Consider the following 22,426-nt stretch of genomic DNA (forward strand, 5'->3'; position numbering starts at 1 on the left):
AAACAAACCATCGCACATAGCGGTGGTTTTTTTGTGATCAATTTCAAAATAAAAACAATGATCCTATAAAATTAAAACAACGTTTCAATTGATGTGGTTTTGATCACTTTTATTGCTCTGTTGAATGTCTATCTTCATTTCCATCAACACTGATGCTCCGTTAAGGAACTTCGCATCAGCCTATAAAAATATGCCAACAGGTGATGAAAATGCAGATAAAACGCACGATAGAGAAAATCCCGGGGGGGATGATGCTCATCCCGCTGTTCCTTGGCGCACTGTGTCACACCTTCTCGCCGGGGGCGGGGAAATATTTTGGATCATTCACCAACGGGATGATTACCGGCACGGTGCCTATTCTGGCGGTGTGGTTTTTCTGCATGGGGGCGTCTATCAAATTAAGCGCGACGGGAACAGTGTTGCGTAAATCCGGTACGCTGGTGGTAACCAAAATTGCCGTTGCGTGGGTGGTTGCGGCAATTGCTTCGCGCATTATTCCTGAGCACGGTGTCGAAGTTGGATTCTTTGCCGGGCTTTCAACGCTGGCGCTGGTGGCGGCAATGGACATGACCAACGGCGGTCTGTATGCCTCTATCATGCAGCAGTACGGCACCAAAGAAGAGGCCGGGGCATTTGTGTTGATGTCGCTGGAATCTGGTCCGCTAATGACGATGATTATTCTGGGAACCGCCGGGATTGCTTCGTTTGAGCCGCATGTTTTCGTTGGCGCAGTGTTGCCGTTCCTGGTGGGCTTCGCACTGGGGAACCTTGATCCTGAATTGCGCGAGTTTTTCAGCAAAGCGGTGCAGACGCTGATTCCGTTCTTTGCCTTCGCGCTGGGCAATACCATTGATTTAACTGTGATTGCCCAGACAGGTTTGTTGGGGATCCTGTTGGGCGTGGCGGTGATTATCGTGACCGGTATTCCGTTGATTATTGCCGATAAATTGATTGGTGGTGGCGATGGCACTGCCGGAATTGCCGCCTCCAGTTCAGCCGGGGCCGCGGTGGCTACGCCGGTACTGATTGCGGAAATGATCCCGGCTTTTAAACCGATGGCGCCTGCGGCAACTTCGTTGGTGGCGACGGCGGTAATTGTGACTTCGATTCTGGTGCCAATTCTTACCTCTGTCTGGTCACGTAAAGCCAAAGCCAGAGTGGCGAAGATCGAAATTCTGGGGACGGTGAAATAATCTCTCTTATGCCATATTATCGCCGGATGAATTGACGTTCATCCGGCGTTTTACCTTAAATAACAAACACCTCATCAATCGTCCGACATTCGCTTTCTGTTAACTCTCCACCGACATTGCGCGACACTCCTGTGCAGTAACCAAACTTACGTGATACCACCGTCTTAATGGTGGTGACAAAATCCTCACCGATGGCGTAGATGGACATATAAGTGCCGATCTGTTGCTGAATTTCATGTAGGGCAGCGAGATTGCCATTCTTGAAGGCTTCGCGTGCTTCAACAAACAGCTCCGGCATGACGTTATTTAAGCCAGAGATTATCCCCGCGCCACCGGCCAGCAGATTAGGAATGAAATATTCGTCATACCCCGAAAGCACCGCAAAATCAGGACGCACAGCCTGAGTTGCCTGAATCATGCTGCGGGTGTGTGACTGGCAATCGACGGTATCTTTAATTCCTGCAAACTCAGGAAACTCACTCGCCAGTGTGGCAACCAGGTCTGGGGTTAAATCACAACCGGTCCGCGCCGGGAAGTTATATGCGAACCATTTGCCCTGTAATTCGCGACCCAGATGGCGGAAATAGCTTAATAATTGCTTCGCCGTCTGGCCGTAGTAGTAAGGCGGGAGGATCATCACCGCATCGTACCCAACGCGATACGCTTCTTGCGCCATCACCAGTACATCATGTGTGCAGGTGGACGAGACGTTGGCCACCATTTTTAATGTGCTCATGGAACGCGCTTCGCGAATAAGCATGAGCCTCTCTTCCAGGGTGAAGGAAGCAAACTCACCAATGCTTCCCATTAGCAATATCACATCGATGTTAGCGTCAGTGAGTCGCTGCAGATGCTGCTTCAGTCCGTTAAGGTCTACATTCCCGTCTTTATCCATCGGTGTGATGGAAGGACACCAGACGCCAGAAAACTGTATTTGCTCGGTCACGTTGTACACTCCTGATAATGAAATGGTGTTTCAAATTCATCTCATTGATAACATTTCTAAGACGTCGTCATGTGAACCGTGCTCTCATTTTGCGCGCCTGACGTAAAATAAATATGGTCTAATGGGGAAATTTCTCGGTGGAGAGGGAACAGATGCGATATCCGGTTGATGTATACACAGGCAAAATACAGGCTTATCCCGAAAGCAAACCCAGCGCGATTGCGAAAGTCCAGGTCGATGGTGAGTTGATGCTGACAGAACTGGGTCTGGAAGGTGACGAGCAAGCGGAGAAAATAGTTCACGGTGGGCCGGACAGGGCGCTGTGCCATTATCCTCGCGAGCATTATCTCTACTGGGCGCGGGAATTTCCGGAACAGGCAGATTTGTTTGTTGCGCCAGCTTTTGGCGAAAACCTCTCAACCGATGGCCTGACGGAAAGCAATGTTTTTATAGGTGATATTTTCCGCTGGGGAGAGGCGTTGATTCAGGTCACCCAGCCGCGCTCTCCGTGCTACAAACTCAATTACCACTTTGATATCAGTGATATAGCGCAGTTGATGCAAAACACGGGTAAAGTCGGCTGGCTGTATAGCGTGATTGCGCCGGGGCAGGTATCTGCTGATGCGCCGCTTGAGCTGGTTTCCCGCGTTAGCGATGTGACCGTGCAAGAGGCTGTCGCCATCGCATGGCATATGCCGTTTGATGATGAGCAGTATCACCGTTTGCTTTCTGCCGCTGGGCTATCGAAAAGCTGGACGCGAACGATGCAGAAGCGCCGACTTAGCGGCAAGATTGAAGATAATTCACGGCGGTTGTGGGGGAAATAATTCCCAGAGAGTAGGCCTGATAAGACGCTATCAGCGCCGCATCAGGCATTCTGCTCAAATGCCGGATGCGGCGTAAACGCCTTATCCGTCCTACAAAAGCAATAATTTCAGCAGATGTTGTAGGCCTGATAAGACGCGACCAGCGTCGCATCAGGCATTCTGCTCAAATGCCGGATGCGGCGTAAACACCTTATCCGTCCTACAAAAGCAAGAATTTCAGCAGATATTGTATGACTGATAAGACGCGATCAGCGTCGCATCAGGCATCCTGCTCAAACGCCGGATGCGGCGTAAACGCTTTATCCGTCCTGCGCGGTGTTTAACTCCGCTTATACAGCGGCAGCCAAATCACCAGCCGCAAACCGCCCAGCGGGCTGTCTTCGGCTTTCACCCAACCACGGTGCTGCTGGATGGCGGTTTCGACAATCGCCAGCCCCAGACCCGTACCGCCAGATTCACGATCGCGAGCTTCATCGGTACGATAGAACGGACGGAAAATTTGTTCGCGATCTTCCGGGCTAACGCCAGGACCATCATCATCCACCGTAATGGTGATACCGTCTTTATCTACCGCGAAGCCTACTTCGATCTTCGTATGGGAATAACGCAGAGCATTACGAACAATGTTTTCCAGCGCACTTTCCAGGGCATTCGGGTTGCCGTACAGCGGCCACGGCCCCGGCGGGAAGTTAACGGTAAACGATTTGCCCATTTGCTCCGCTTCGAACGCCGCGTTATCCAGCACTTCGTTCCACAGCTGGTTGGCTTTGATTGTCTCGCTCACCAGCGCGTTTTTCTGCTGATTACGTGACATCACCAACAGGTCGTTGATCATGCTGTCCAGACGCTGGGCTTCGGTTTCAATACGCTCCAGTTCCTTGCTTTCACCACTACGGCGACGCAGTAACGCCGTACCCAGTTGCAGACGCGTCAATGGCGTGCGCAGCTCGTGAGAGATATCAGAAAGCAGGCGCTGCTGGGAGGTCATCATACGTTCCAGCGCGGTCACCATCTGGTTAAAACTGGCACCTGCGGCAAGAAATTCTTGTGGCCCCGCTTCCAGTTCCGGATGCTGGCGTAAGTTCCCCTGGGCAACTTCATCGGCAGCGTTTTTCAGCTTACGTGCCGGTTTTGCCAGACTCCAGGCCAACCACAACAGCAGCGGCGTACTGACCAACATGGTGACAATCAGCAGTAATAGCGGGCGGTCAAACAGTAAGTTGATGAAATCGGATTGAGAACTGCTGGCCGGACGAATCAGATAAAGCTGGTAATTATCTTCGCCATCACGCACGGAGAACGGACCGACCAGTTCCACGCGGCCATACTTTTTCTTCTGCGGATGATCGGCGTTATCTGCTTGTCCAATAAAGTTGCGAATGATCTGCATTTCGCTGCGTTCAGCGCCGATCACGCGGCCTTCTGTGGTCACCAGTAATAAACGCTGGCCTGGCGGCGCCCACTTATCAATGGCTCGGAACAGGCGACGCCACCACATTAAATCGTTGGGTGGATCGTTCGCCAGTTCCGCTTCGACATGCTGCTCAATCATCAGCCCCTGACGCTGTTCGCTATCCAGAAGCTCGGTCATCTGGCGTGAATCGAGCTTGGGTAACATTAAAACCAACATCAACACCAGCGCCAGCGTCAGCCAGAAGATGGCGAAGATGCGCGCGGTTAAACTGCCTATCATGAAGCGGAAACCATCAGATAGCCGCGACCACGCAATGTTTTAAACCACGGATGACCGTCTTTACGATCCGGCAGCTTACGACGCAGGTTGGAAATATGCATATCGATAGCACGGTCGAAAGGCGTCAGGCGTTTGCCCAGTACTTCCTGACTTAAATGCTCGCGAGAAACCACCTGACCCAGATGCTGCGCCAGTAGGTAGAGCAGAGTAAATTCAGTACCGGTTAACTCCAGTGTTTGCCCGTCGAAGCTGGCTTCCTGACGGCCTGGATTCAGCACTAAGGCGTCAACTTCCAGCGTCGGCGAACCGTTATCGCTGTTCTGCTGTTGCTCGCTCCAGTGCGAACGGCGCAGGATCGCGCGAATACGCGCAACCAGTTCACGATCGTTAAATGGTTTCGGGAGATAGTCATCTGCACCCAGTTCAAGGCCGAGGACGCGATCAAGTTCACTGCCGCGAGCCGTCAACATAATGACTGGCGTCTGGTGTGTCTGGCGAAGTGCTTTCAGCGTATCGATACCATTTTTCTTCGGCATCATCACATCAAGCAAAAGTAAATCAATGCTGTCGTCCAGAAGATCAAGCGCCTGTTCCCCGTCGTGGGCAACAATCACGTTGAAGCCTTCCATCTCGAGCAGCTCCTTTAACAGGGAAGTCAGCTCTCGGTCATCATCAACTAACAGGATTTTATTCATTGTTTAAATACCTCCGAGGCAGAAATTACGTCATCAGACGTCGCTAATCCATGACTTTACGTTGTTTTACACCCCCTGACGCATGTTTGCAGCCTGAATCGTAAACTCTCTATCGTTGAATCGCGACAGAAAGATTTTGGGAGCAAATGATGCGCATAGTTACCGTTGCCGTCATGGCCTCAACGCTGGCAGTCAGTTCATTAAGCCACGCTGCTGAAGTCGGTTCAGGCGATAACTGGCATCCGGGCGAAGAACTTACGCAGCGCAGTACGCAGAGCCATATGTTCGACGGCATAAGTTTAACCGAACATCAGCGTCAGCAGATGCGAGATCTTATGCAACAGGCCCGGCACGAACAGCCTCCTGTTAATGTTAGCGAAATGGAGACAATGCATCGCCTTGTCACCGCAGAAAATTTTGATGAAAACGCTGTGCGCGCTCAGGCAGAAAAAATGGCGAAAGAACAAATCGCTCGCCAGGTTGAGATGGCAAAAGTCCGCAACCAAATGTATCACCTGTTAACGCCGGAGCAGCAAGCGGTTTTAAACGAGAAACATCAACAACGAATGGAGCAGTTGCGCGACGTGACGCAATGGCAAAAAAGTTCATCGTTGAAGCTATTGAGTAGTAGCAACTCACGTTCCCAGTAGTAAACCCTGTTTTCCTTGCCATAGACACCATCCCTGTCTTCCCCCACATGATGTGGGGGTTTTTTTTATCCTCAATTTGCCTGTTACTTGATGCATTGCAGATGATTTGCATCCGTTATACTACCGTCAGTTGATAGCGGGAGTATTTATGAATCAATCTTATGGGCAGCTGGTCAGTCGGGCAGCGATCGCTGCAACGGCGATGGCTTCGCTGTTATTACTGATTAAAATTTTTGCATGGTGGTATACCGGATCAGTGAGTATTCTCGCTGCGCTGGTAGATTCGCTGGTGGATATCGGCGCGTCCTTAACTAACTTATTGGTCGTGCGTTACTCACTGCAACCTGCCGACGATAATCACTCCTTTGGTCACGGTAAAGCTGAGTCGCTCGCCGCGCTGGCGCAAAGTATGTTTATCTCCGGTTCCGCGCTGTTCCTGTTTTTGACCGGTATTCAGCATTTGGTTTCTCCGACACCGATGAAAGACCCGGGTGTTGGGGTTATCGTGACTATTGTGGCGCTAATTTGTACGATTATCCTTGTCTCGTTTCAGCGTTGGGTCGTTCGCCGGACGCAAAGCCAGGCAGTGCGGGCAGATATGCTACATTATCAGTCTGATGTTATGATGAACGGCGCGATTTTGCTGGCGCTGGGATTGTCCTGGTATGGTTGGCATCGTGCTGATGCCCTGTTTGCTTTGGGAATCGGCATCTATATTTTATATAGCGCGTTACGCATGGGGTATGAGGCGGTCCAGTCATTATTGGATCGCGCGCTGCCCGATGGCGAACGACAGGAAATTATTGATATCGTGACTTCCTGGCCGGGAGTTAGCGGCGCTCACGATCTTCGCACGCGGCAGTCAGGGCCGACTCGCTTTATTCAGATTCATTTGGAAATGGAGGACTCTCTGCCTTTGGTTCAGGCACATATGGTGGCGGATCAGGTAGAGCAGGCTATTTTACGGCGTTTTCCGGGTTCAGATGTGATTATCCATCAGGATCCTTGTTCTGTCGTACCCAGGGAGAGTAAACGGTCTACGCTTTCATAATCCGTACAAAAGAGAGCCAGACCCGCATTTTGTGTATAAAATACCGCCATTTGGCCTGACCTGAATCAATTCAGCAGGAAGTGATTGTTATACTATTTGTACATTCGTTGGATCACTTCGATGTGCAAGAAGACTTCCGGCAACAGATTTCATTTTGCATTCCAAAGTTCAGAGGTAGTCATGATTAAGAAAATCGGTGTGTTGACAAGCGGCGGTGATGCGCCAGGCATGAACGCCGCAATTCGCGGGGTTGTTCGTTCTGCGCTGACAGAAGGTCTGGAAGTAATGGGCATTTATGACGGCTATCTGGGTCTGTATGAAGACCGTATGGTACAGCTAGACCGTTACAGCGTGTCTGACATGATCAACCGTGGTGGTACATTCCTCGGTTCTGCACGCTTCCCGGAATTCCGCGACGAGAACATCCGCGCCGTGGCTATCGAAAACCTGAAAAAACGTGGTATCGACGCGCTGGTGGTTATCGGCGGTGACGGTTCCTACATGGGTGCAATGCGTCTGACCGAAATGGGCTTCCCGTGCATCGGTCTGCCGGGCACTATCGACAACGACATCAAAGGTACTGACTACACCATTGGTTTCTTCACTGCGTTGAGCACTGTTGTTGAAGCCATCGACCGTCTGCGTGACACCTCTTCTTCTCACCAACGTATTTCCGTGGTGGAAGTGATGGGCCGCTACTGTGGCGATCTGACTCTGGCTGCGGCTATTGCTGGTGGCTGTGAATTCGTTGTGGTTCCGGAAGTTGAATTCAGTCGTGACGATCTGGTAAACGAAATCAAAGCCGGTATCGCGAAAGGTAAAAAACACGCGATTGTGGCGATCACTGAACATATGTGTGACGTCGACGAGCTGGCTCATTTCATCGAAAAAGAAACTGGCCGTGAAACCCGCGCAACTGTGCTGGGCCACATCCAGCGTGGTGGTTCCCCGGTACCTTACGACCGTATTCTGGCTTCCCGTATGGGCGCTTACGCTATCGATCTGCTGCTGGCAGGCTACGGTGGTCGTTGCGTAGGTATTCAGAACGAACAACTGGTTCACCATGACATCATCGATGCTATCGAAAACATGAAGCGTCCGTTCAAAGGTGACTGGCTGGACTGCGCGAAAAAACTGTATTAATGATTTCGGAAAAAGGCAGATTTCTTTAGCCTGAAACCGATGACAGAGGCAAAAATGCCTGATGCGCTTCGCTTATCAGGCCTACATAAATTCTGCAATCTATTGAGTTTGCAAGCTTTTGTAGGCCGGATAAGGCGTTCATGCCGCATCCGGCATGAACAAAGCGCACTTTGTCAGCAATATGGGGCGGATTCATTCCGCCTTTTTAACTCTTCAACATATACCCGCAAGTTATAGCCAATCTTTTTTTATTCTTTAATGTTTGGTTCACCTTCTGGCACGCTTTGCTTATCACAACACAACATAAGAGAGCCGGGCGATGAACAAGTGGGGCGTAGGGTTAACATTTTTGCTGGCAGCGACCAGCGTGATGGCAAAGGATATTCAGCTTCTTAACGTTTCGTATGATCCAACGCGCGAACTGTACGAACAGTACAACAAAGCCTTCAGCGCCCACTGGAAACAGCAAACTGGCGATAATGTGGTGATTCGCCAGTCGCACGGCGGTTCGGGTAAACAGGCGACGTCGGTAATCAATGGCATAGAAGCTGATGTCGTCACGCTGGCGTTAGCCTATGATGTGGATGCCATTGCTGAACGTGGCCGTATTGATAAAGCGTGGATCAAGCGTCTGCCGGATAACTCCGCACCTTATACTTCTACCATTGTCTTCCTGGTGCGTAAGGGTAATCCGAAGCAGATTCACGACTGGAACGATTTGATTAAGCCCGGAGTTTCGGTGATCACCCCGAACCCGAAAAGCTCTGGTGGTGCTCGCTGGAACTACCTGGCAGCCTGGGGATATGCCCTGCATCACAACAACAACGATCAGGCAAAAGCGCAGGAATTCGTGCAGTCGTTATATAAAAACGTCGAAGTGCTGGATTCCGGCGCGCGCGGTTCAACGAATACCTTTGTCGAGCGCGGCATTGGCGACGTGCTGATTGCCTGGGAAAACGAAGCTCTGCTGGCGGCGAATGAACTGGGGAAAGATAAATTCGAAATCGTCACGCCGAGCGAGTCTATTCTTGCAGAGCCTACGGTGTCAGTTGTCGATAAAGTGGTGGAGAAAAAAGGCACCAAAGAGGTGGCGGAAGCGTATCTGAACTATCTCTACTCGCCAGAAGGTCAGGAGATTGCGGCTAAAAACTACTATCGTCCGCGCGATCCTCAGGTAGCGAAAAAATATGAAAATGCCTTTCCGAAGCTGAAGTTATTCACCATTGATGAAGAGTTCGGTGGCTGGACGAAAGCGCAAAAAGAGCATTTCTCTAACGGCGGTACGTTTGACCAAATCAGTAAACGTTAATACTTTTAAGATTATCAGCCCGGTGGCATCTCGCGACCGGGTTTTTTATTGTCACGATTTTGCGTTACCCTTGTATCTCTTTGAGGTACAGGGAAAAAAAGATGAAAAAAGCAGGTCTTCTTTTTTTGGTGATGATAGTTATCGCCGTTGTGGCTGCCGGTATTGGTTACTGGAAATTAACCGGTGCAGAGTCGGACACGTTACGTCAGATAGTTCTTGAGCAATGTTTACCCAATCAGCAGCAAAACCAAAACCCTTCGCCATGTGCGGAAGTCAAACCCAATGCCGGATACGTGGTTTTAAAAGACCTTAACGGTCCTCTGCAATATTTGTTGATGCCAACGTATCGTATTAACGGCACTGAAAGTCCATTGTTAACCGATCCTTCAACGCCTAATTTCTTCTGGTTAGCCTGGCAGGCGCGTGATTTCATGAGCAAAAAATACGGCCAGCCGGTTCCCGATCGCGCGGTTTCTTTGGCGATCAACTCCCGCACCGGGCGTACGCAAAACCATTTTCATATTCATATCTCTTGTATTCGTCCTGATGTGCGCGAACAGCTGGATAACAATCTGGCGAACATCAGCAGCCGCTGGTTGCCGCTGCCAGGTGGTTTGCGCGGGCATGAATACCTGGCGCGTCGGGTAACGGAAAGCGAACTGGTACAACGCAGCCCATTTATGATGCTGGCGGAAGAAGTGCCTGAGGCGCGGGAACATATGGGAAGCTACGGGCTGGCGATGGTACGGCAGAGTGATAACTCATTTGTATTGCTGGCGACACAACGAAATCTACTGACGCTTAACCGTGCTTCAGCCGAAGAAATTCAGGATCATCAGTGTGAGATTTTGCGTTAAGGCGAAGAGTTAAGGAAAGTAAGTGCCGGATATGAAATCCGGCACCTGTCAGACTTAAGCCTGTTTAGCCGCTTCTGCAGCTTTAACGATTACTGCGAAAGCGTCAGCTTTCAGAGAAGCACCGCCAACCAGCGCGCCGTCGATGTCTGGTTGAGCAAACAGTTCTGCAGCGTTAGACGCGTTTACAGAGCCGCCGTACTGAATGATCACTTGTTCAGCGATGTTAGCGTCAACTTTAGCGATGTGGTCACGGATGAATTTGTGAACAGCCTGTGCCTGAGCCGGAGTTGCAGATTTGCCAGTACCGATTGCCCATACTGGTTCGTAAGCGATTACCGCACCTTCGAATGCCGCAGCACCCTGAGTTTTCAGCACAGCGTCAATCTGACGTGCGCAAACTTCTTCAGTTTTGCCCGCTTCGTTTTCAGCTTCGGTTTCACCGATGCACAGAACCGGAGTCAGACCCTGCTCTTTCAGCACCGCGAATTTTTTCGCGATCAGTTCGTCAGACTCTTTGTGGTAAGTACGACGTTCAGAGTGGCCGATGATGATGTACTGTGCGCCGATGTCTTTCAGCATAGCAGCAGAGGTTTCACCGGTGAATGCGCCGGACAGGTTCAGATCCACGTTCTGCGCACCCAGCATGATGTGGCTGCCTTCAGCTTCACGCTTCGCCATATCGATGTACATTTCCGGTGGTGCGATTGCAACCGCACAGCCAGCAACGCCTGCCAGCTCTTTACGCAGGTTAGAAACCAGCTCATGAACCATGTGGCGGCTGCCGTTCAGTTTCCAGTTACCCATCACTAAAGGATGTCGCATTTTAATTCTCCACGCTTATAAGCGAATAAAGGAAGATGGCCGCCCCGCAGGGCAGCAGGTCTGTGAAACAGTATAGAGATTCATCCGCACAAAGGCTTTGCTTTTTGTCATTTATTCAACCCTTCAAGCGATTCAGATAGCGCCAGCTTAATCGGTTCAACAGCGAAGGTCAGTCCCTTTTCGCCGTTGTCCGCGACAACATAGCGCAGTGCGCCTTCTGTCTCGGTGTAATAACGTTTGTTTTTCCCCGCAGTAAGGAGCGATTGCAACTTTTTCTGGCTTTGTGTTTTGGTCATCAGCGGGGTGAGTGTGCGGATCACCGCCGCCATGTATTCATGAGCTTTCGCTTTGGCGGCTTTTTGCTCTGGTCCCTGGATTGGTAGCCAGGTAATTTGAATGCTTTTGATTTTTAAAGTGCCGCGCTCCAGCGCCGTAGAGGCATACAAGTTCTCGTTAATTTTACTGGCGGCGCGAGTCAGATTGGCTTTGTCGGGGCTGCTGTCGATGGCGCGAAACTCGTTCAGTGGCAGGTTGGGGTTCTGGCTGTTAAAGTTTTCTCGAAACTGGCTGATGGAGAGGTCGAAGGTAGGGGCGCCAGCAAGCAGATAGGGCGCAGTGGTCGCCGTACCTGGTGTTTGTGCATGCACCGTTGTGCTAACGGCTGATGCAGAACATAAGAGAAAAAACAGCGCAAACCCTGGCTTCATCGACAGTACCTTTTGTTATGACTGACTCCGATTAAAACGATATCTGTCTCCCTTGTCAAAAGGGTAGAATCCTGGAAAAGACAACCATCAAGGAACTTACATGACCATACAGCAATGGTTATTCTCGTTTAAAGGGCGTATTGGGCGCCGTGATTTCTGGATTTGGATTGGCCTCTGGTTCGTTGGCATGCTGGTGCTTTTCTCACTGGCAGGTAAAAACTTACTCGATATCCAGACCGCCGCGTTTTGCCTGGTGTGCTTACTTTGGCCGACAGCGGCAGTAACGGTCAAACGGCTGCACGATCGCGGGCGTTCCGGCGCATGGGCATTTTTGATGATTGTAGCGTGGATGCTGCTGGCGGGTAACTGGGCGATTTTACCGGGCGTCTGGCAATGGACGGTTGGGCGTTTTGTCCCGACGTTGATTCTGGTGATGATGCTTATTGATCTTGGCGCATTTGTCGGTACGCAGGGCGAAAATAAATTTGGCAAAGATACTCTGGATGTGAAGTATAAAGCCGACAATAAATCAAGTAATTAACCTTTAATATATCTCTTATTGCTATTTTTTTCCGGGATCGTTATTTCCACGCAGGATATGACAATGCCCGGAAAATCCTCCTCATTTCCTCACCTTAAGCAATATCAAAAAAAATGGTAATCCATAAGATCATTACTTGTTTGTTCTTCTCTTAACGGCGCATTATTCTTAAGTCGTAATCGACAGAGAGGCGAATATACAGAGGTGCCCTATGAAAGATGTCGTAGATAAATGCAGTACTAAAGGATGTGCGATTGATATCGGTACGGTGATTGATAACGACAACTGTACCAGTAAGTTTTCGCGCTTTTTTGCCACCCGCGAAGAAGCAGAGTCCTTTATGACCAAACTGAAAGAGCTTGCCGCCACTGCATCCTCTGCGGATGAAGGGGCCAGTGTGGCCTATAAGATTAAGGATCTGGAGGGGCAAGTTGAGCTTGATGCGGCCTTCACCTTCTCATGCCAGGCCGAGATGATTATTTTTGAGTTATCCCTGCGTTCGTTAGCTTGATGGAGTCGCTTTAGAAGGAAGGAGTTAAACATGGCTTATAAACACATTGGCGTGGCAATTTCCGGAAATGAAGAAGATGCCTTACTGGTGAACAAAGCCCTGGATCTCGCCAGACATAATGACGCTCACCTGACGTTAATTCATATTGATGATGGCTTAAGTGAGTTGTATCCGGGCATTTACTTCCCTGCAACAGAAGATATTCTTCAACTGTTGAAAGATAAGTCGGATAACAAGCTGTATAAACTGACGAAAAATATTCAGTGGCCGAAGACAAAACTGCGTATTGAGCGCGGAGAAATGCCGGAAACACTGCTAGAAATTATGCAAAATGAGCAGTGCGACCTCCTTGTCTGTGGTCATCACCACTCATTTATCAACCGTTTGATGCCGGCATACCGCGGGATGATCAATAAGTTGAGTGCGGACCTGCTCATCGTGCCGTTTATCGATAAGTAACCGCTTACCAGTAATGCTCCGCTGTCATGTGGCCCGGCCGACGACGTAAATGTTTCGTCATCTGCCGGGTTTCTTTTAGCAGCTGTTGCGTATCGCGCACCATTTGCGGATTACCACACAGCATCACATGGCTGGTTTCTTTATCCATTGCCAGGCCAACCACGTTTTCCAGTTCACCGCTTTCAATTAACGCCGGTATCCGCCCGGTGAGCGAACCCGCAGCCGTTTCTCTACTGACCACCGTCTGAATGCGCAGTTTCCCCCCGTAGCGTTTTTCCAGTTCCTGCATCAGTGGTAAATAGCTTAAGTCGGCGGCATATCGTGCGGCGTGAACCAGCACCAGATTTTTGAAGCGATCTAAATCTTTGCCCAATTGCAGAATCGATAAATAAGGGCCAATCGCCGTACCGGTCGCCAGCATCCATAGCGTTTCGCAGTCCGGTACTTCATCCAGCACAAAGAAGCCTGCCGCCTCGCTAACCACTTGCACTTCGTCACCCGGTTTTAGCGCCGCCAGTCGCGGGCTTAATTTGCCATCGGGGACGGTGACCAGGTAAAACTCCAGATCGGGATTATCGGGCGAGTTAACATAGGAGTAGGCGCGCTGAACGCGTTCGCCATCAATTTCAAGGCCAAGTTTGGTGAATTGCCCGGCGGTAAACGGAAGCACGGGAGCGTGAACGGTGAGACTAAACAGGGCGTCGGTCCAGTTCTGCACTTTAGTGACTTTGCCTGTTACCCAATCAGCCATGTTTTTCTCCTGTTTTGATTGACTTGCCTTATCTTCGTTCTCCGAACAAAAAAATTCCAGTCCCGAAGGACTGGAAGGCTCAATCGATCAAATCACTCAGAGAATGTGTACCTGCATATCCGGGTCTTTACGATCCAGATAGTGGATGGACTGAATGCGGCGAATGGTGCGTGACTTGCCGCGGATCAGCAGCGTTTCGGTAGTCGCGATATTGCCTTTGCGGCTAATGCCTTCCAGCAGATCGCCTTTGGTGATACCGGTTGCGGAAAAGATAACGTTATCGCTGCGCGCCATATCGCCCAGACGCAACACTTTACCCGCTTCGATGCCCATCGCTTTGCAGCGTGCCAGTTCCTGTTCACCAATGCGGCGATTTTCTTCGTTGTCGCCTTTGACATCATGACGTGCCAGCAGACGGCCATTCATATCGCCATCTAATGCGCGGATCACCGCCGCAGAAACCACGCCTTCCGGCGCGCCACCAATGCCGTACAGCACATCAACTTCGCTGTCAGGCATGCAGGTGAGAATTGAGGCCGCAACGTCACCATCCGGAATAGCAAACACGCGCACGCCGAGTTGCTGCATTTCTGCGATAACCGCATCGTGTCGCGGTTTCGCCAGAATAGTTACCGTCAGTTCGCTCAATGGCTTGCCGAGTGCCGCCGCAACATTGCGCAGGTTATCCGCCAGCGGCAGGTTCAGGTCGATGACGCCCTTAGCTCCCGGTCCGACGATCAGCTTTTCCATATACATATCTGGCGCGTTGAGGAAGCAGCCTTTATCGCCTACTGCCAGCACCGCCAGCGCGTTAGCCTGACCCATCGCCGTCATGCGCGTGCCTTCAATCGGATCAACGGCAATATCCACCGCGTCGCCGCGACCAGTACCGACTTTTTCACCAATGTAGAGCATCGGCGCTTCGTCGATTTCACCTTCACCAATGACGATGGTGCCGTCAATGTTGACCTGGTTGAGCATAATGCGCATGGCGTTAACCGCTGCGCCGTCAGCGGTGTTTTTATCGCCGCGTCCTAACCATTTGTAGCCAGCCAGCGCCGCAGATTCGGTGACGCGGGAAAATTCGATGGCAAGTTCTCGTCTCATAGCAAACTCTAAGCAGTAAGGAATGGCGCGAAGTGTAGCACAGGGGAGGGAGCGGATTATTGATGTGTGCGGGGTTGCCCCCGCACGGTTTCAGAGTCTGCGACATGCCGGATGCGTATTCGACCCGTAGGCCTCATAAGACGCGTCAGCGTCGCATCAGGCGATCAGCATCAGGCAATCGGTTCAGGTGCCTGACATTACTCGTCGTGTTCTTCCCACGCCATCGCGCGTTTGACCGCTTTTTTCCAGCCTGCGTAACGGTAATTACGCTCGGTGGTTTCGATGCCAGGACGGAACTCGCGTTCAATCACCGCTTTCTCTTGCAGCTCGTCAAGGTTCTGCCAGAAGCCAACCGCCAGACCAGCAAGATAGGCCGCACCCAATGCGGTAACCTCGCGAACTTCTGGACGCTCAACGCGCGTGCCGAGAATATCGGACTGGAACTGCATCAGGAAGTTATTCGCCACTGCGCCACCGTCCACGCGCAGTGCGTGTAGACGAATGCCGGAGTCGGCTTGCATCGCTTCCAGCACGTCACGCGTCTGATAAGCAATAGATTCAAGTGTCGCGCGGATGATGTGGTTGGCGTTCACGCCACGAGTCAGACCGAAAATTGCCCCGCGTGCATACGGGTCCCAGTACGGCGCGCCCAGACCGGTAAAGGCCGGAACGACATATACGCCGTTGGTGTTTTGCACTTTGGTGGCAAAGTATTCGGAATCGTCGGCGTCGCTAATCAGCTTCATCTCATCGCGCAGCCACTGAATTGATGCACCCGCCATAAACACCGCACCTTCCAGCGCGTAGTTTACTTCTCCGCTCGGGCCACAGGCGATGGTCGTAAGCAGGCCGTTTTCTGATGTCACCGCTTTCTCACCGGTATTCATCAGCATAAAGCAGCCTGTACCATAGGTATTCTTCGCCATCCCTTCTTTCACGCACAACTGACCGAATAGCGCCGCCTGCTGGTCGCCCGCAATCCCGGCGATCGGAATACGCGTGCCGCCTTTGCCGCCAATGTTAGTCTGACCGTACACTTCGGAAGAACGACGCACTTCTGGCAGCATCTCGCGCGGAATATCCAGCACTTCCAGCATTTTGTCGTCCCAGTCCAGGGTATGGATGTTGAACAGCATGGTACGAGAGGCGTTGGTGTAATCGGTCACATGGACACGGCCCTGAGTCATTTTCCAGATAAGCCACGTATCAACCGTACCAAACAGCAATTCACCACGACGCGCACGCTCGCGAGAGCCTTCCACATGGTCGAGGATCCACTTCACTTTGGTGCCAGAAAAGTACGGGTCAATCACCAGACCGGTATTGCTGCGGATATAATCTTCTAAACCGTCACGTTTTAAATGCTCGCAGATTTCTGCGGTACGACGGCACTGCCAGACAATGGCGTTATAGATAGGCTTGCCGGTTTCTTTTTCCCAGACAATAGTGGTTTCACGCTGGTTCGTAATACCGATAGCTGCAATTTGATCGGAACTGATATCGGCTTTCGCCAGCACTTCTACCAGCGTGGAGCTTTGGGTGGCCCAGATTTCCATTGGGTCGTGTTCTACCCAGCCTGGTTTTGGGTAGATTTGCTCAAATTCGCGCTGCGACACGCTAATGATATTGGCATCGTGATCCATTACGACCGCGCGGGAGCTGGTGGTGCCCTGGTCGAGCGCAACGATATATTTTTTTTCAGTCATGTTTAATTGTCCCGTAGTCACATTACAGTGAAGCTTTTTGTTCTGAAGGAGTTGTGATCTCCTTTTCTTCCACAACACAGATATCGCAAGGCAAATGGCGGCCAATCAGTTTGCGGTAGGCAAATGCACCTACAATCGCGCCAACGATAGGGCCAAAAAGCGGCACCAGGAAGTAAGGAATGTCTCTGCCACCGGTAAAGGCGACATTGCCCCAGCCCGCCAGCCAGGCAAAGGCTTTCGGACCGATATCACGTGCTGGGTTCATGGCAAAGCCCGTTAATGGACCCATAGATGCGCCAATGACCGCAATCAGTAGACCAATCAGCAAGGGCGCCAAAGGGCCGCGCGGTACGCCGTTACCATCGTCCGTTAACGCCAGGATCAGCCCCATCAGAATAGCGGTAATCACCATCTCAACTGCGAAGGCCTGCACAAAATTGATATGAGGATTAGGATAAGTAGAGAAAGTACCCGCCAGATCAACACTTTCGACGCTTCCGCGAACAATATGATGGGTCTGCTCGAAGTCGAGGAATAAATTGTAGTAAAGCCCGTAAACTAATGCCGCAGCACAGAAAGCTCCGGCGACTTGTGAAACGATAAAAGGAATAACCTTGCGCTTGTCGAAACAAGCAAACAGCCACAACGCAATAGTGACAGCTGGATTAAGATGCGCGCCGGAAACCCCTGCGGTTAGATAGATGGCCATCGCCACCCCCAGTCCCCAAATGACACTGATTTCCCACTGACCAAAAGACGCACCAGCGACTTTTAGCGCAGCAACGCAACCGACACCGAAAAAAATCAACAACCCGGTACCGAGGAATTCAGCAATGCACTGGCCTTTCAAGGTTGATGTTTGACTCATAATCGGATCCTGAAGAGTTAATGTTTGTTGTATGCGTGAAAGTCACGGACCTCCACGATGCTTGTAGGCATGCTGTAAACTTATCGTTAACGAGCGAAAACGAGAAATATCGAACTTAAAATGTGTGTGCTTCGTCATAAAATGAGCGTTATCGCGCTATTTATTTCATCTGTTTATACATGATGCATGTTTGCTAGATCATTAACGCAACAAATTTATTAACATTTTCTATTCGTGTGGATTATGTCACCAGGAGAAGGATGAAAAGTGTGGCAAACCGTAATCTACAAGGCGTGCCGCTGGACAGCGATGGCGCGGCTTCATACAATCGGAGCTAACGAAAACGCGCACGTATTTATTAAGGCGTCACCGATAATCGGGACGAGGATTTTTATCCATCAACGCCTTGCAATTCAGGAGAGGTATGACAATGTCATTAGAAGTGTTTGAGAAACTGGAAGCAAAAGTACAGCAGGCGATTGATACCATCACTCTGTTGCAGATGGAAATCGAAGAGCTGAAAGAAAAAAACAACTCACTGTCGCAGGAAGTTCAAAATGCCCAGCATCAGCGCGAAGAGCTGGAGCGTGAGAACAACCATCTGAAAGAACAGCAGAACGGCTGGCAGGAACGTCTGCAGGCCCTGCTGGGTCGTATGGAAGAGGTTTAATCTTTTCCACTCAGAGGCGCCGTAAGGCGCCTTATTTTTTACTTCACTGCATTTTTAGCAGACAACATAATCTCCATCGCCTGTTGGTGATATTTATCTGCCGTATCTGGCTTCATTAATGCAATGAGCCCCACAGCCCTGGGGGTATCTTCAAGGTAAACACTGATGGTTCTTTTTTGCTGACCATCAAAATTTATTAACACGTCCTGATACTTACAGGTGAAATGTTTGGCATTACAGTCATGAAACTGGAAGGTTTCTTCATTGTATTGATCCTTGAGATTGTCTCGCTGCATCTTCTTTAACTCTTCCAGCGAGTCATCGGTGCTACGTCCTGCGGGCAGGAGGAAAGCAGAAATAAAGACGCTATTATCTTCACTTCTTATATCAATGGTTTTATCAGTACTAATGGAAATCGTTTTCCAGTGTCTGTTCGGGATAGTCACGGAAATAGCGGCATTCTCAAACGTATATTGCCACGGGGTGATCATGCGAAATGTATTGCCGACGTTGGATAAAAGCAATACCCCCAATACCCAGCAGCACCCGCGAGTAAAACTGGCGAAGTTACGCGTTTTTTTAGCGAATGCGCACAGAATACCTGACACAAGCACGGGAAGTAATAACGGCCCCAGAAGTACTGAACCGATATACTCGCCAACCATGCCAGGATCTCCAGACAGTAGGTGGCTGTGCTGAAGATGACTAAGAAAAACAGTTATTATCCATAGTATTAATAAGATAACGTATCTCATATCAATCCCTTATTATATATACGTTCGCTACTAACGATGATTTATATCGCTATTTCCGGAATGGTTAATTTACCATATGGTATTAACTTTTAATGCTGCATTATTTTTATGAAGTGGTTTGTCGATAATTAATTTATATTGTCAGATGTGAAGTATTGATATTTAAAATGAATTGAACAAAAACAAATGATAGTCTCTATGAATATTTGACATATAAAAAAGGGGAATTTAATTCCCCTTTTTTTGCACATGGCAGAGAGTTATTCAATATCCAGCGGATCTTCTGAAAGAATAATCCCGGTATTATCGGCATAGAGATGGTCGCCGGAGAAGAAGGTGACGCCGCCAAAGTTGACGCGGACATCGCTTTCGCCAATGCCTTCGCCAGCGGCACCGACCGGAATTGCGGCCATCGCCTGGATGCCGATGTCCAGCTCTTCCAGATCATCTACCTGACGCACCGCGCCGTAAATGACCAGGCCTTCCCATTCATTTTGGACCGCCAGACGCGCCAGTTCCGCATCGACCAGTGCGCGACGAACAGAACCACCGCCATCGACGACAAGTACGTGACCACGGCCATTCTTTTCGAGCAGATCGTACAGCAACCCGTTGTCCTCGAAACATTTTACCGTGATGATTTGTCCGCCAAACGACGCCCGTCCACCAAAGTTGGAGAACAGCGGTTCCACGACGTTGACATCTTCTTGATAGATGTCACAAAGCTCGGAAGTATCGTATTTCATAGGCTTAACATTCAGTTGCTGCGAGAATTTTCAGTATATCGCGCTATGTGGGTTGTTGGCAAAATCATCAATTGTTAATTGATATTTGTCAGTTAAGTAGCCCACTGGCTTAAGAATATTCCCAAAACAAACAGCAGGTTAGTTAATAATGCTCCCTTGACGGTGCGTTCCAGCATCGGACGCATCGCCGCCGGGTCCATTTCACGCATCACATAACGGGCCTGTTTAACCAACAACGGCGTTGCTAACAGGAACAACCAACCCCACAGGCTGTGCAGTGAAAAGAGATTAAACAGCGCCAGACACACCAGCGAGCCCATCAGCAGGCAGGCATGGTAACGACGAGCGTTCACTTCACCTAAGCGCACTACCAGTGTGTTTTTGCCATTCTCGCGGTCGCTATTGATATCACGCAGATTGTTAATGTTGAGCACCGCCGTTGCCAGCAGACCACAGGCCGTTGCTGGAAGGATCAGCGCCGGAATCAGCGTATGTGCCTGCAAATACCAGCTGCCCATCACACTCAACCAGCCAAAGAACACCAGTACGGAAATATCACCCAGGCCGATATAACCATAAGGACGATTGCCCACGGTATAGGTGATAGCGGCGATAATTGATAACCCACCAAGAATCAGAAAGCCGACAAAATCAGCCAGGTTATGACACGCCACCGCGACCAGCGCCAGTCCGGAGAGGCAAATGAGCACGACGGTAATAATGAGCGCCCGTTTCATCTCTTGCTGGGTAATGACCCCTTTTTGCATGCCGCGCAGCGGTCCAATGCGGTCAGGTTTGTCGCTACCTTTGACGGCATCACCGTAGTCATTGGCGAGGTTAGAGAGGATCTGTAACAGCCCGGCGGTAATGAGTGCCAGCAGAGCGACCAGCGGATCGAAGTGACCTTGCCACCATGCCAGCGCCGTCCCGACGATAATTGCAGCAAAGGCGAGGGGGAGGGTTTTAGGTCGTAAACTTTCCAGCCACGCCTGAGTTCGGCTAATTTGTTGTTCAGTCATAATACGCGCCAATAAAAATGGGGCCTTTCAGCCCCATCAAACAATGATGAAAATGATTGAACGCGATTATAGGATAAAACGGCTCAGATCTTCATCTGCCACCAACGCATCCAGATGTTTGCTCACATAATCTGCGTCAATAGTGATGGTTTGACCGCTTAAATCGCTGGCGTCGTAAGAAATCTCTTCCATCAAACGCTCCAGAACGGTATGTAAACGACGCGCACCGATGTTTTCGGTAGATTCGTTTACCTGCCATGCAGCTTCTGCAATGCGTTTGATACCAGAGTCGGTGAACTCAATATTCACGCCTTCGGTCGCCATCAGTGCTTTGTACTGCACGGTGATAGAGGCATTCGGTTCGGTCAGAATACGCTCAAAGTCGCTGGTGGTCAGGGCCTGCAGCTCAACGCGGATCGGCAGACGACCTTGCAGTTCCGGGATCAGGTCAGACGGTTTCGCTACCTGGAACGCGCCAGAAGCGATAAACAGAATGTGATCGGTTTTGACCATCCCGTGTTTGGTGGAAACGGTGCAACCTTCTACCAGCGGCAGCAAGTCGCGCTGAACGCCTTCACGAGAAACGTCCGGGCCGGAGGATTCGCCGCGCTTACAGATTTTGTCGATTTCGTCGATAAACACGATCCCGTGCTGTTCAACGGCATCGATAGCGTCTTGCTTCAGTTCTTCCGGATTCACCAGCTTCGCCGCTTCTTCTTCAATCAGCAGCTTCATGGCGTCTTTGATTTTCAGCTTACGTGCTTTTTGCTTCTGGCCGCCCAGATTCTGGAACATAGACTGCAGCTGGCTGGTCATCTCTTCCATTCCCGGAGGCGCCATAATTTCAACGCCCATCGGTGCTGCGGCAAGATCGATCTCGATTTCTTTGTCATCGAGCTGGCCTTCACGCAGTTTTTTGCGGAATGCCTGACGAGCAGCGGACGGTTCCTGCTGCTGTTCGGTCTGTCCCCAGTTGTTTTTAGCCGGTGGGATCAGCACGTCGAGAATACGTTCTTCTGCCAGTTCTTCAGCGCGATAACGGTTTTTCTCGATAGCTTGTACACGCACCATTTTCACTGCGGCATCGGTCAGGTCGCGGATAATAGAATCGACTTCTTTACCTACATAACCGACTTCGGTGAATTTGGTCGCTTCAACTTTGATGAACGGCGCGTTCGCCAGTTTAGCCAGACGACGGGCGATTTCAGTTTTACCGACGCCGGTCGGGCCGATCATCAGAATGTTTTTCGGGGTCACTTCATGGCGCAACTCTTCGTTGAGCTGCATGCGGCGCCAGCGGTTACGCAGTGCAATCGCCACGGAACGCTTGGCGTTATCCTGGCCGATGATGTGCTTATCAAGTTCGCTGACGATTTCGCGTGGGGTCATTTCAGACATGG

At 50.5% G+C, this 22,426-nt stretch carries 24 protein-coding genes; 11 read left to right on the plus strand and 13 right to left on the minus strand.

Annotated elements, in window-relative coordinates; translation table 11 throughout:
- Positions 1-209: 209 nt before the first annotated feature.
- The gene (kdgT, locus tag A9180_RS20015; protein WP_064530275.1) at positions 210-1,193 is read left to right on the plus strand and encodes a 2-keto-3-deoxygluconate transporter; all 984 of its coding nucleotides are present in this window, start codon (positions 210-212) and stop codon (positions 1,191-1,193) included.
- Between the two features lie 55 nt (positions 1,194-1,248).
- Here the strand turns inward: kdgT and A9180_RS20020 are convergent, their stop codons facing one another.
- On the minus strand, positions 1,249-2,139 hold the full coding sequence (locus tag A9180_RS20020) for a dihydrodipicolinate synthase family protein (RefSeq protein WP_064530276.1): 891 nt from the start codon (positions 2,137-2,139) through the stop codon (positions 1,249-1,251).
- Between the two features lie 152 nt (positions 2,140-2,291).
- Between A9180_RS20020 and yiiM the strand changes: the two genes are divergently transcribed.
- Positions 2,292-2,966, plus strand: coding sequence for a 6-hydroxyaminopurine reductase (yiiM, locus tag A9180_RS20025; RefSeq protein ID WP_064530277.1), 675 nt, complete (start codon positions 2,292-2,294; stop codon positions 2,964-2,966).
- 319 nt (positions 2,967-3,285) lie between these two features.
- On the opposite strand, the gene cpxA is transcribed toward yiiM, so the two are convergent.
- Both cpxA and cpxR read right to left on the minus strand, forming a co-directional pair.
- Positions 3,286-4,659 (minus strand): envelope stress sensor histidine kinase CpxA, encoded by a 1,374-nt coding sequence (cpxA, locus tag A9180_RS20030; protein WP_000580414.1) that lies wholly within the window; start codon positions 4,657-4,659, stop codon positions 3,286-3,288.
- Positions 4,656-5,354 carry an envelope stress response regulator transcription factor CpxR gene (gene cpxR, locus A9180_RS20035; RefSeq protein ID WP_064530278.1) on the minus strand — a complete coding sequence of 233 codons (699 nt, stop codon included), beginning with the start codon at positions 5,352-5,354 and terminating at the stop codon, positions 4,656-4,658. The genes cpxA and cpxR overlap by 4 nt, the downstream gene beginning before the upstream one ends.
- Positions 5,355-5,503: 149 nt before the next feature.
- On the opposite strand from cpxR, the gene cpxP reads away from it, so the two are divergent.
- The 5 genes from cpxP (at position 5,504) to cdh (ending at position 10,364) form a co-directional block, all read left to right on the plus strand.
- Entirely contained in the window at positions 5,504-6,004 is a 501-nt protein-coding gene (gene cpxP / locus A9180_RS20040) for a cell-envelope stress modulator CpxP (RefSeq protein WP_064530335.1), read from the plus strand.
- A gap of 148 nt (positions 6,005-6,152) precedes the next feature.
- Entirely contained in the window at positions 6,153-7,055 is a 903-nt protein-coding gene (fieF, locus tag A9180_RS20045) for a CDF family cation-efflux transporter FieF (RefSeq protein ID WP_064530279.1), read from the plus strand.
- 180 nt (positions 7,056-7,235) lie between these two features.
- A complete protein-coding gene (pfkA, locus tag A9180_RS20050) occupies positions 7,236-8,198 on the plus strand; it encodes a 6-phosphofructokinase (RefSeq protein WP_032185626.1) in 963 nt (320 codons plus the stop codon).
- A gap of 319 nt (positions 8,199-8,517) precedes the next feature.
- Entirely contained in the window at positions 8,518-9,507 is a 990-nt protein-coding gene (gene sbp, locus A9180_RS20055) for a sulfate/thiosulfate ABC transporter substrate-binding protein Sbp (protein ID WP_064530280.1), read from the plus strand.
- A gap of 101 nt (positions 9,508-9,608) precedes the next feature.
- Positions 9,609-10,364, plus strand: coding sequence for a CDP-diacylglycerol diphosphatase (gene cdh / locus A9180_RS20060; protein ID WP_064530281.1), 756 nt, complete (start codon positions 9,609-9,611; stop codon positions 10,362-10,364).
- Positions 10,365-10,418: 54 nt separating this feature from the next.
- Here the strand turns inward: cdh and tpiA are convergent, their stop codons facing one another.
- Both tpiA and A9180_RS20070 read right to left on the minus strand, forming a co-directional pair.
- Positions 10,419-11,186, minus strand: a complete 768-nt coding sequence (gene tpiA / locus A9180_RS20065) for a triose-phosphate isomerase (RefSeq protein WP_001216325.1) — start codon at positions 11,184-11,186, stop codon at positions 10,419-10,421.
- A gap of 107 nt (positions 11,187-11,293) precedes the next feature.
- On the minus strand, positions 11,294-11,893 hold the full coding sequence (locus A9180_RS20070) for a YiiQ family protein (RefSeq protein WP_064530282.1): 600 nt from the start codon (positions 11,891-11,893) through the stop codon (positions 11,294-11,296).
- A gap of 100 nt (positions 11,894-11,993) precedes the next feature.
- Between A9180_RS20070 and A9180_RS20075 the strand changes: the two genes are divergently transcribed.
- The 3 genes from A9180_RS20075 to uspD all read left to right on the plus strand — a co-directional run bounded on the left by A9180_RS20075 (position 11,994) and on the right by uspD (position 13,404).
- The gene (locus A9180_RS20075; protein ID WP_064530283.1) at positions 11,994-12,434 is read left to right on the plus strand and encodes a DUF805 domain-containing protein; all 441 of its coding nucleotides are present in this window, start codon (positions 11,994-11,996) and stop codon (positions 12,432-12,434) included.
- Positions 12,435-12,645: 211 nt separating this feature from the next.
- Positions 12,646-12,945, plus strand: coding sequence for a DUF406 domain-containing protein (locus tag A9180_RS20080; protein ID WP_032204720.1), 300 nt, complete (start codon positions 12,646-12,648; stop codon positions 12,943-12,945).
- A 30-nt stretch (positions 12,946-12,975) separates the two neighbouring features.
- Positions 12,976-13,404: a universal stress protein UspD gene (uspD, locus tag A9180_RS20085; protein WP_064530284.1), complete on the plus strand. Its 429-nt coding sequence runs from the start codon at positions 12,976-12,978 to the stop codon at positions 13,402-13,404.
- 4 nt (positions 13,405-13,408) lie between these two features.
- Here uspD and fpr read toward each other — a convergent pair whose 3' ends face one another.
- The 4 genes from fpr to glpF all read right to left on the minus strand — a co-directional run bounded on the left by fpr (position 13,409) and on the right by glpF (position 17,836).
- Positions 13,409-14,155 carry a ferredoxin--NADP(+) reductase gene (gene fpr, locus A9180_RS20090; protein ID WP_064530285.1) on the minus strand — a complete coding sequence of 249 codons (747 nt, stop codon included), beginning with the start codon at positions 14,153-14,155 and terminating at the stop codon, positions 13,409-13,411.
- Between the two features lie 96 nt (positions 14,156-14,251).
- Positions 14,252-15,262, minus strand: coding sequence for a class II fructose-bisphosphatase (gene glpX / locus A9180_RS20095; protein ID WP_064530286.1), 1,011 nt, complete (start codon positions 15,260-15,262; stop codon positions 14,252-14,254).
- Between the two features lie 197 nt (positions 15,263-15,459).
- Positions 15,460-16,968, minus strand: coding sequence for a glycerol kinase GlpK (gene glpK / locus A9180_RS20100; protein ID WP_064530287.1), 1,509 nt, complete (start codon positions 16,966-16,968; stop codon positions 15,460-15,462).
- Between the two features lie 22 nt (positions 16,969-16,990).
- On the minus strand, positions 16,991-17,836 hold the full coding sequence (gene glpF / locus A9180_RS20105) for a glycerol uptake facilitator protein GlpF (RefSeq protein ID WP_064530288.1): 846 nt from the start codon (positions 17,834-17,836) through the stop codon (positions 16,991-16,993).
- Between the two features lie 424 nt (positions 17,837-18,260).
- Here glpF and zapB point away from each other — a divergent pair, with 424 nt between their 5' ends.
- Positions 18,261-18,506: a septal ring assembly protein ZapB gene (zapB, locus tag A9180_RS20110; RefSeq protein WP_001296623.1), complete on the plus strand. Its 246-nt coding sequence runs from the start codon at positions 18,261-18,263 to the stop codon at positions 18,504-18,506.
- A gap of 38 nt (positions 18,507-18,544) precedes the next feature.
- Here the strand turns inward: zapB and A9180_RS23580 are convergent, their stop codons facing one another.
- The 4 genes from A9180_RS23580 to hslU all read right to left on the minus strand — a co-directional run bounded on the left by A9180_RS23580 (position 18,545) and on the right by hslU (position 22,424).
- Positions 18,545-19,171: a hypothetical protein gene (locus A9180_RS23580; RefSeq protein ID WP_149025988.1), complete on the minus strand. Its 627-nt coding sequence runs from the start codon at positions 19,169-19,171 to the stop codon at positions 18,545-18,547.
- Positions 19,172-19,521: 350 nt separating this feature from the next.
- On the minus strand, positions 19,522-20,007 hold the full coding sequence (rraA, locus tag A9180_RS20120; protein WP_064530289.1) for a ribonuclease E activity regulator RraA: 486 nt from the start codon (positions 20,005-20,007) through the stop codon (positions 19,522-19,524).
- A gap of 92 nt (positions 20,008-20,099) precedes the next feature.
- Positions 20,100-21,026 carry a 1,4-dihydroxy-2-naphthoate polyprenyltransferase gene (gene menA / locus A9180_RS20125; protein WP_064530290.1) on the minus strand — a complete coding sequence of 309 codons (927 nt, stop codon included), beginning with the start codon at positions 21,024-21,026 and terminating at the stop codon, positions 20,100-20,102.
- Positions 21,027-21,092: 66 nt separating this feature from the next.
- Positions 21,093-22,424, minus strand: coding sequence for an HslU--HslV peptidase ATPase subunit (hslU, locus tag A9180_RS20130; protein WP_001293348.1), 1,332 nt, complete (start codon positions 22,422-22,424; stop codon positions 21,093-21,095).
- Between the last annotated feature and the right edge of the window lie 2 nt (positions 22,425-22,426).

Origin of the sequence: Escherichia sp. B1147, from assembly GCF_001660175.1 — a bacterium.
Lineage (GTDB): Bacteria > Pseudomonadota > Gammaproteobacteria > Enterobacterales > Enterobacteriaceae > Escherichia > Escherichia whittamii.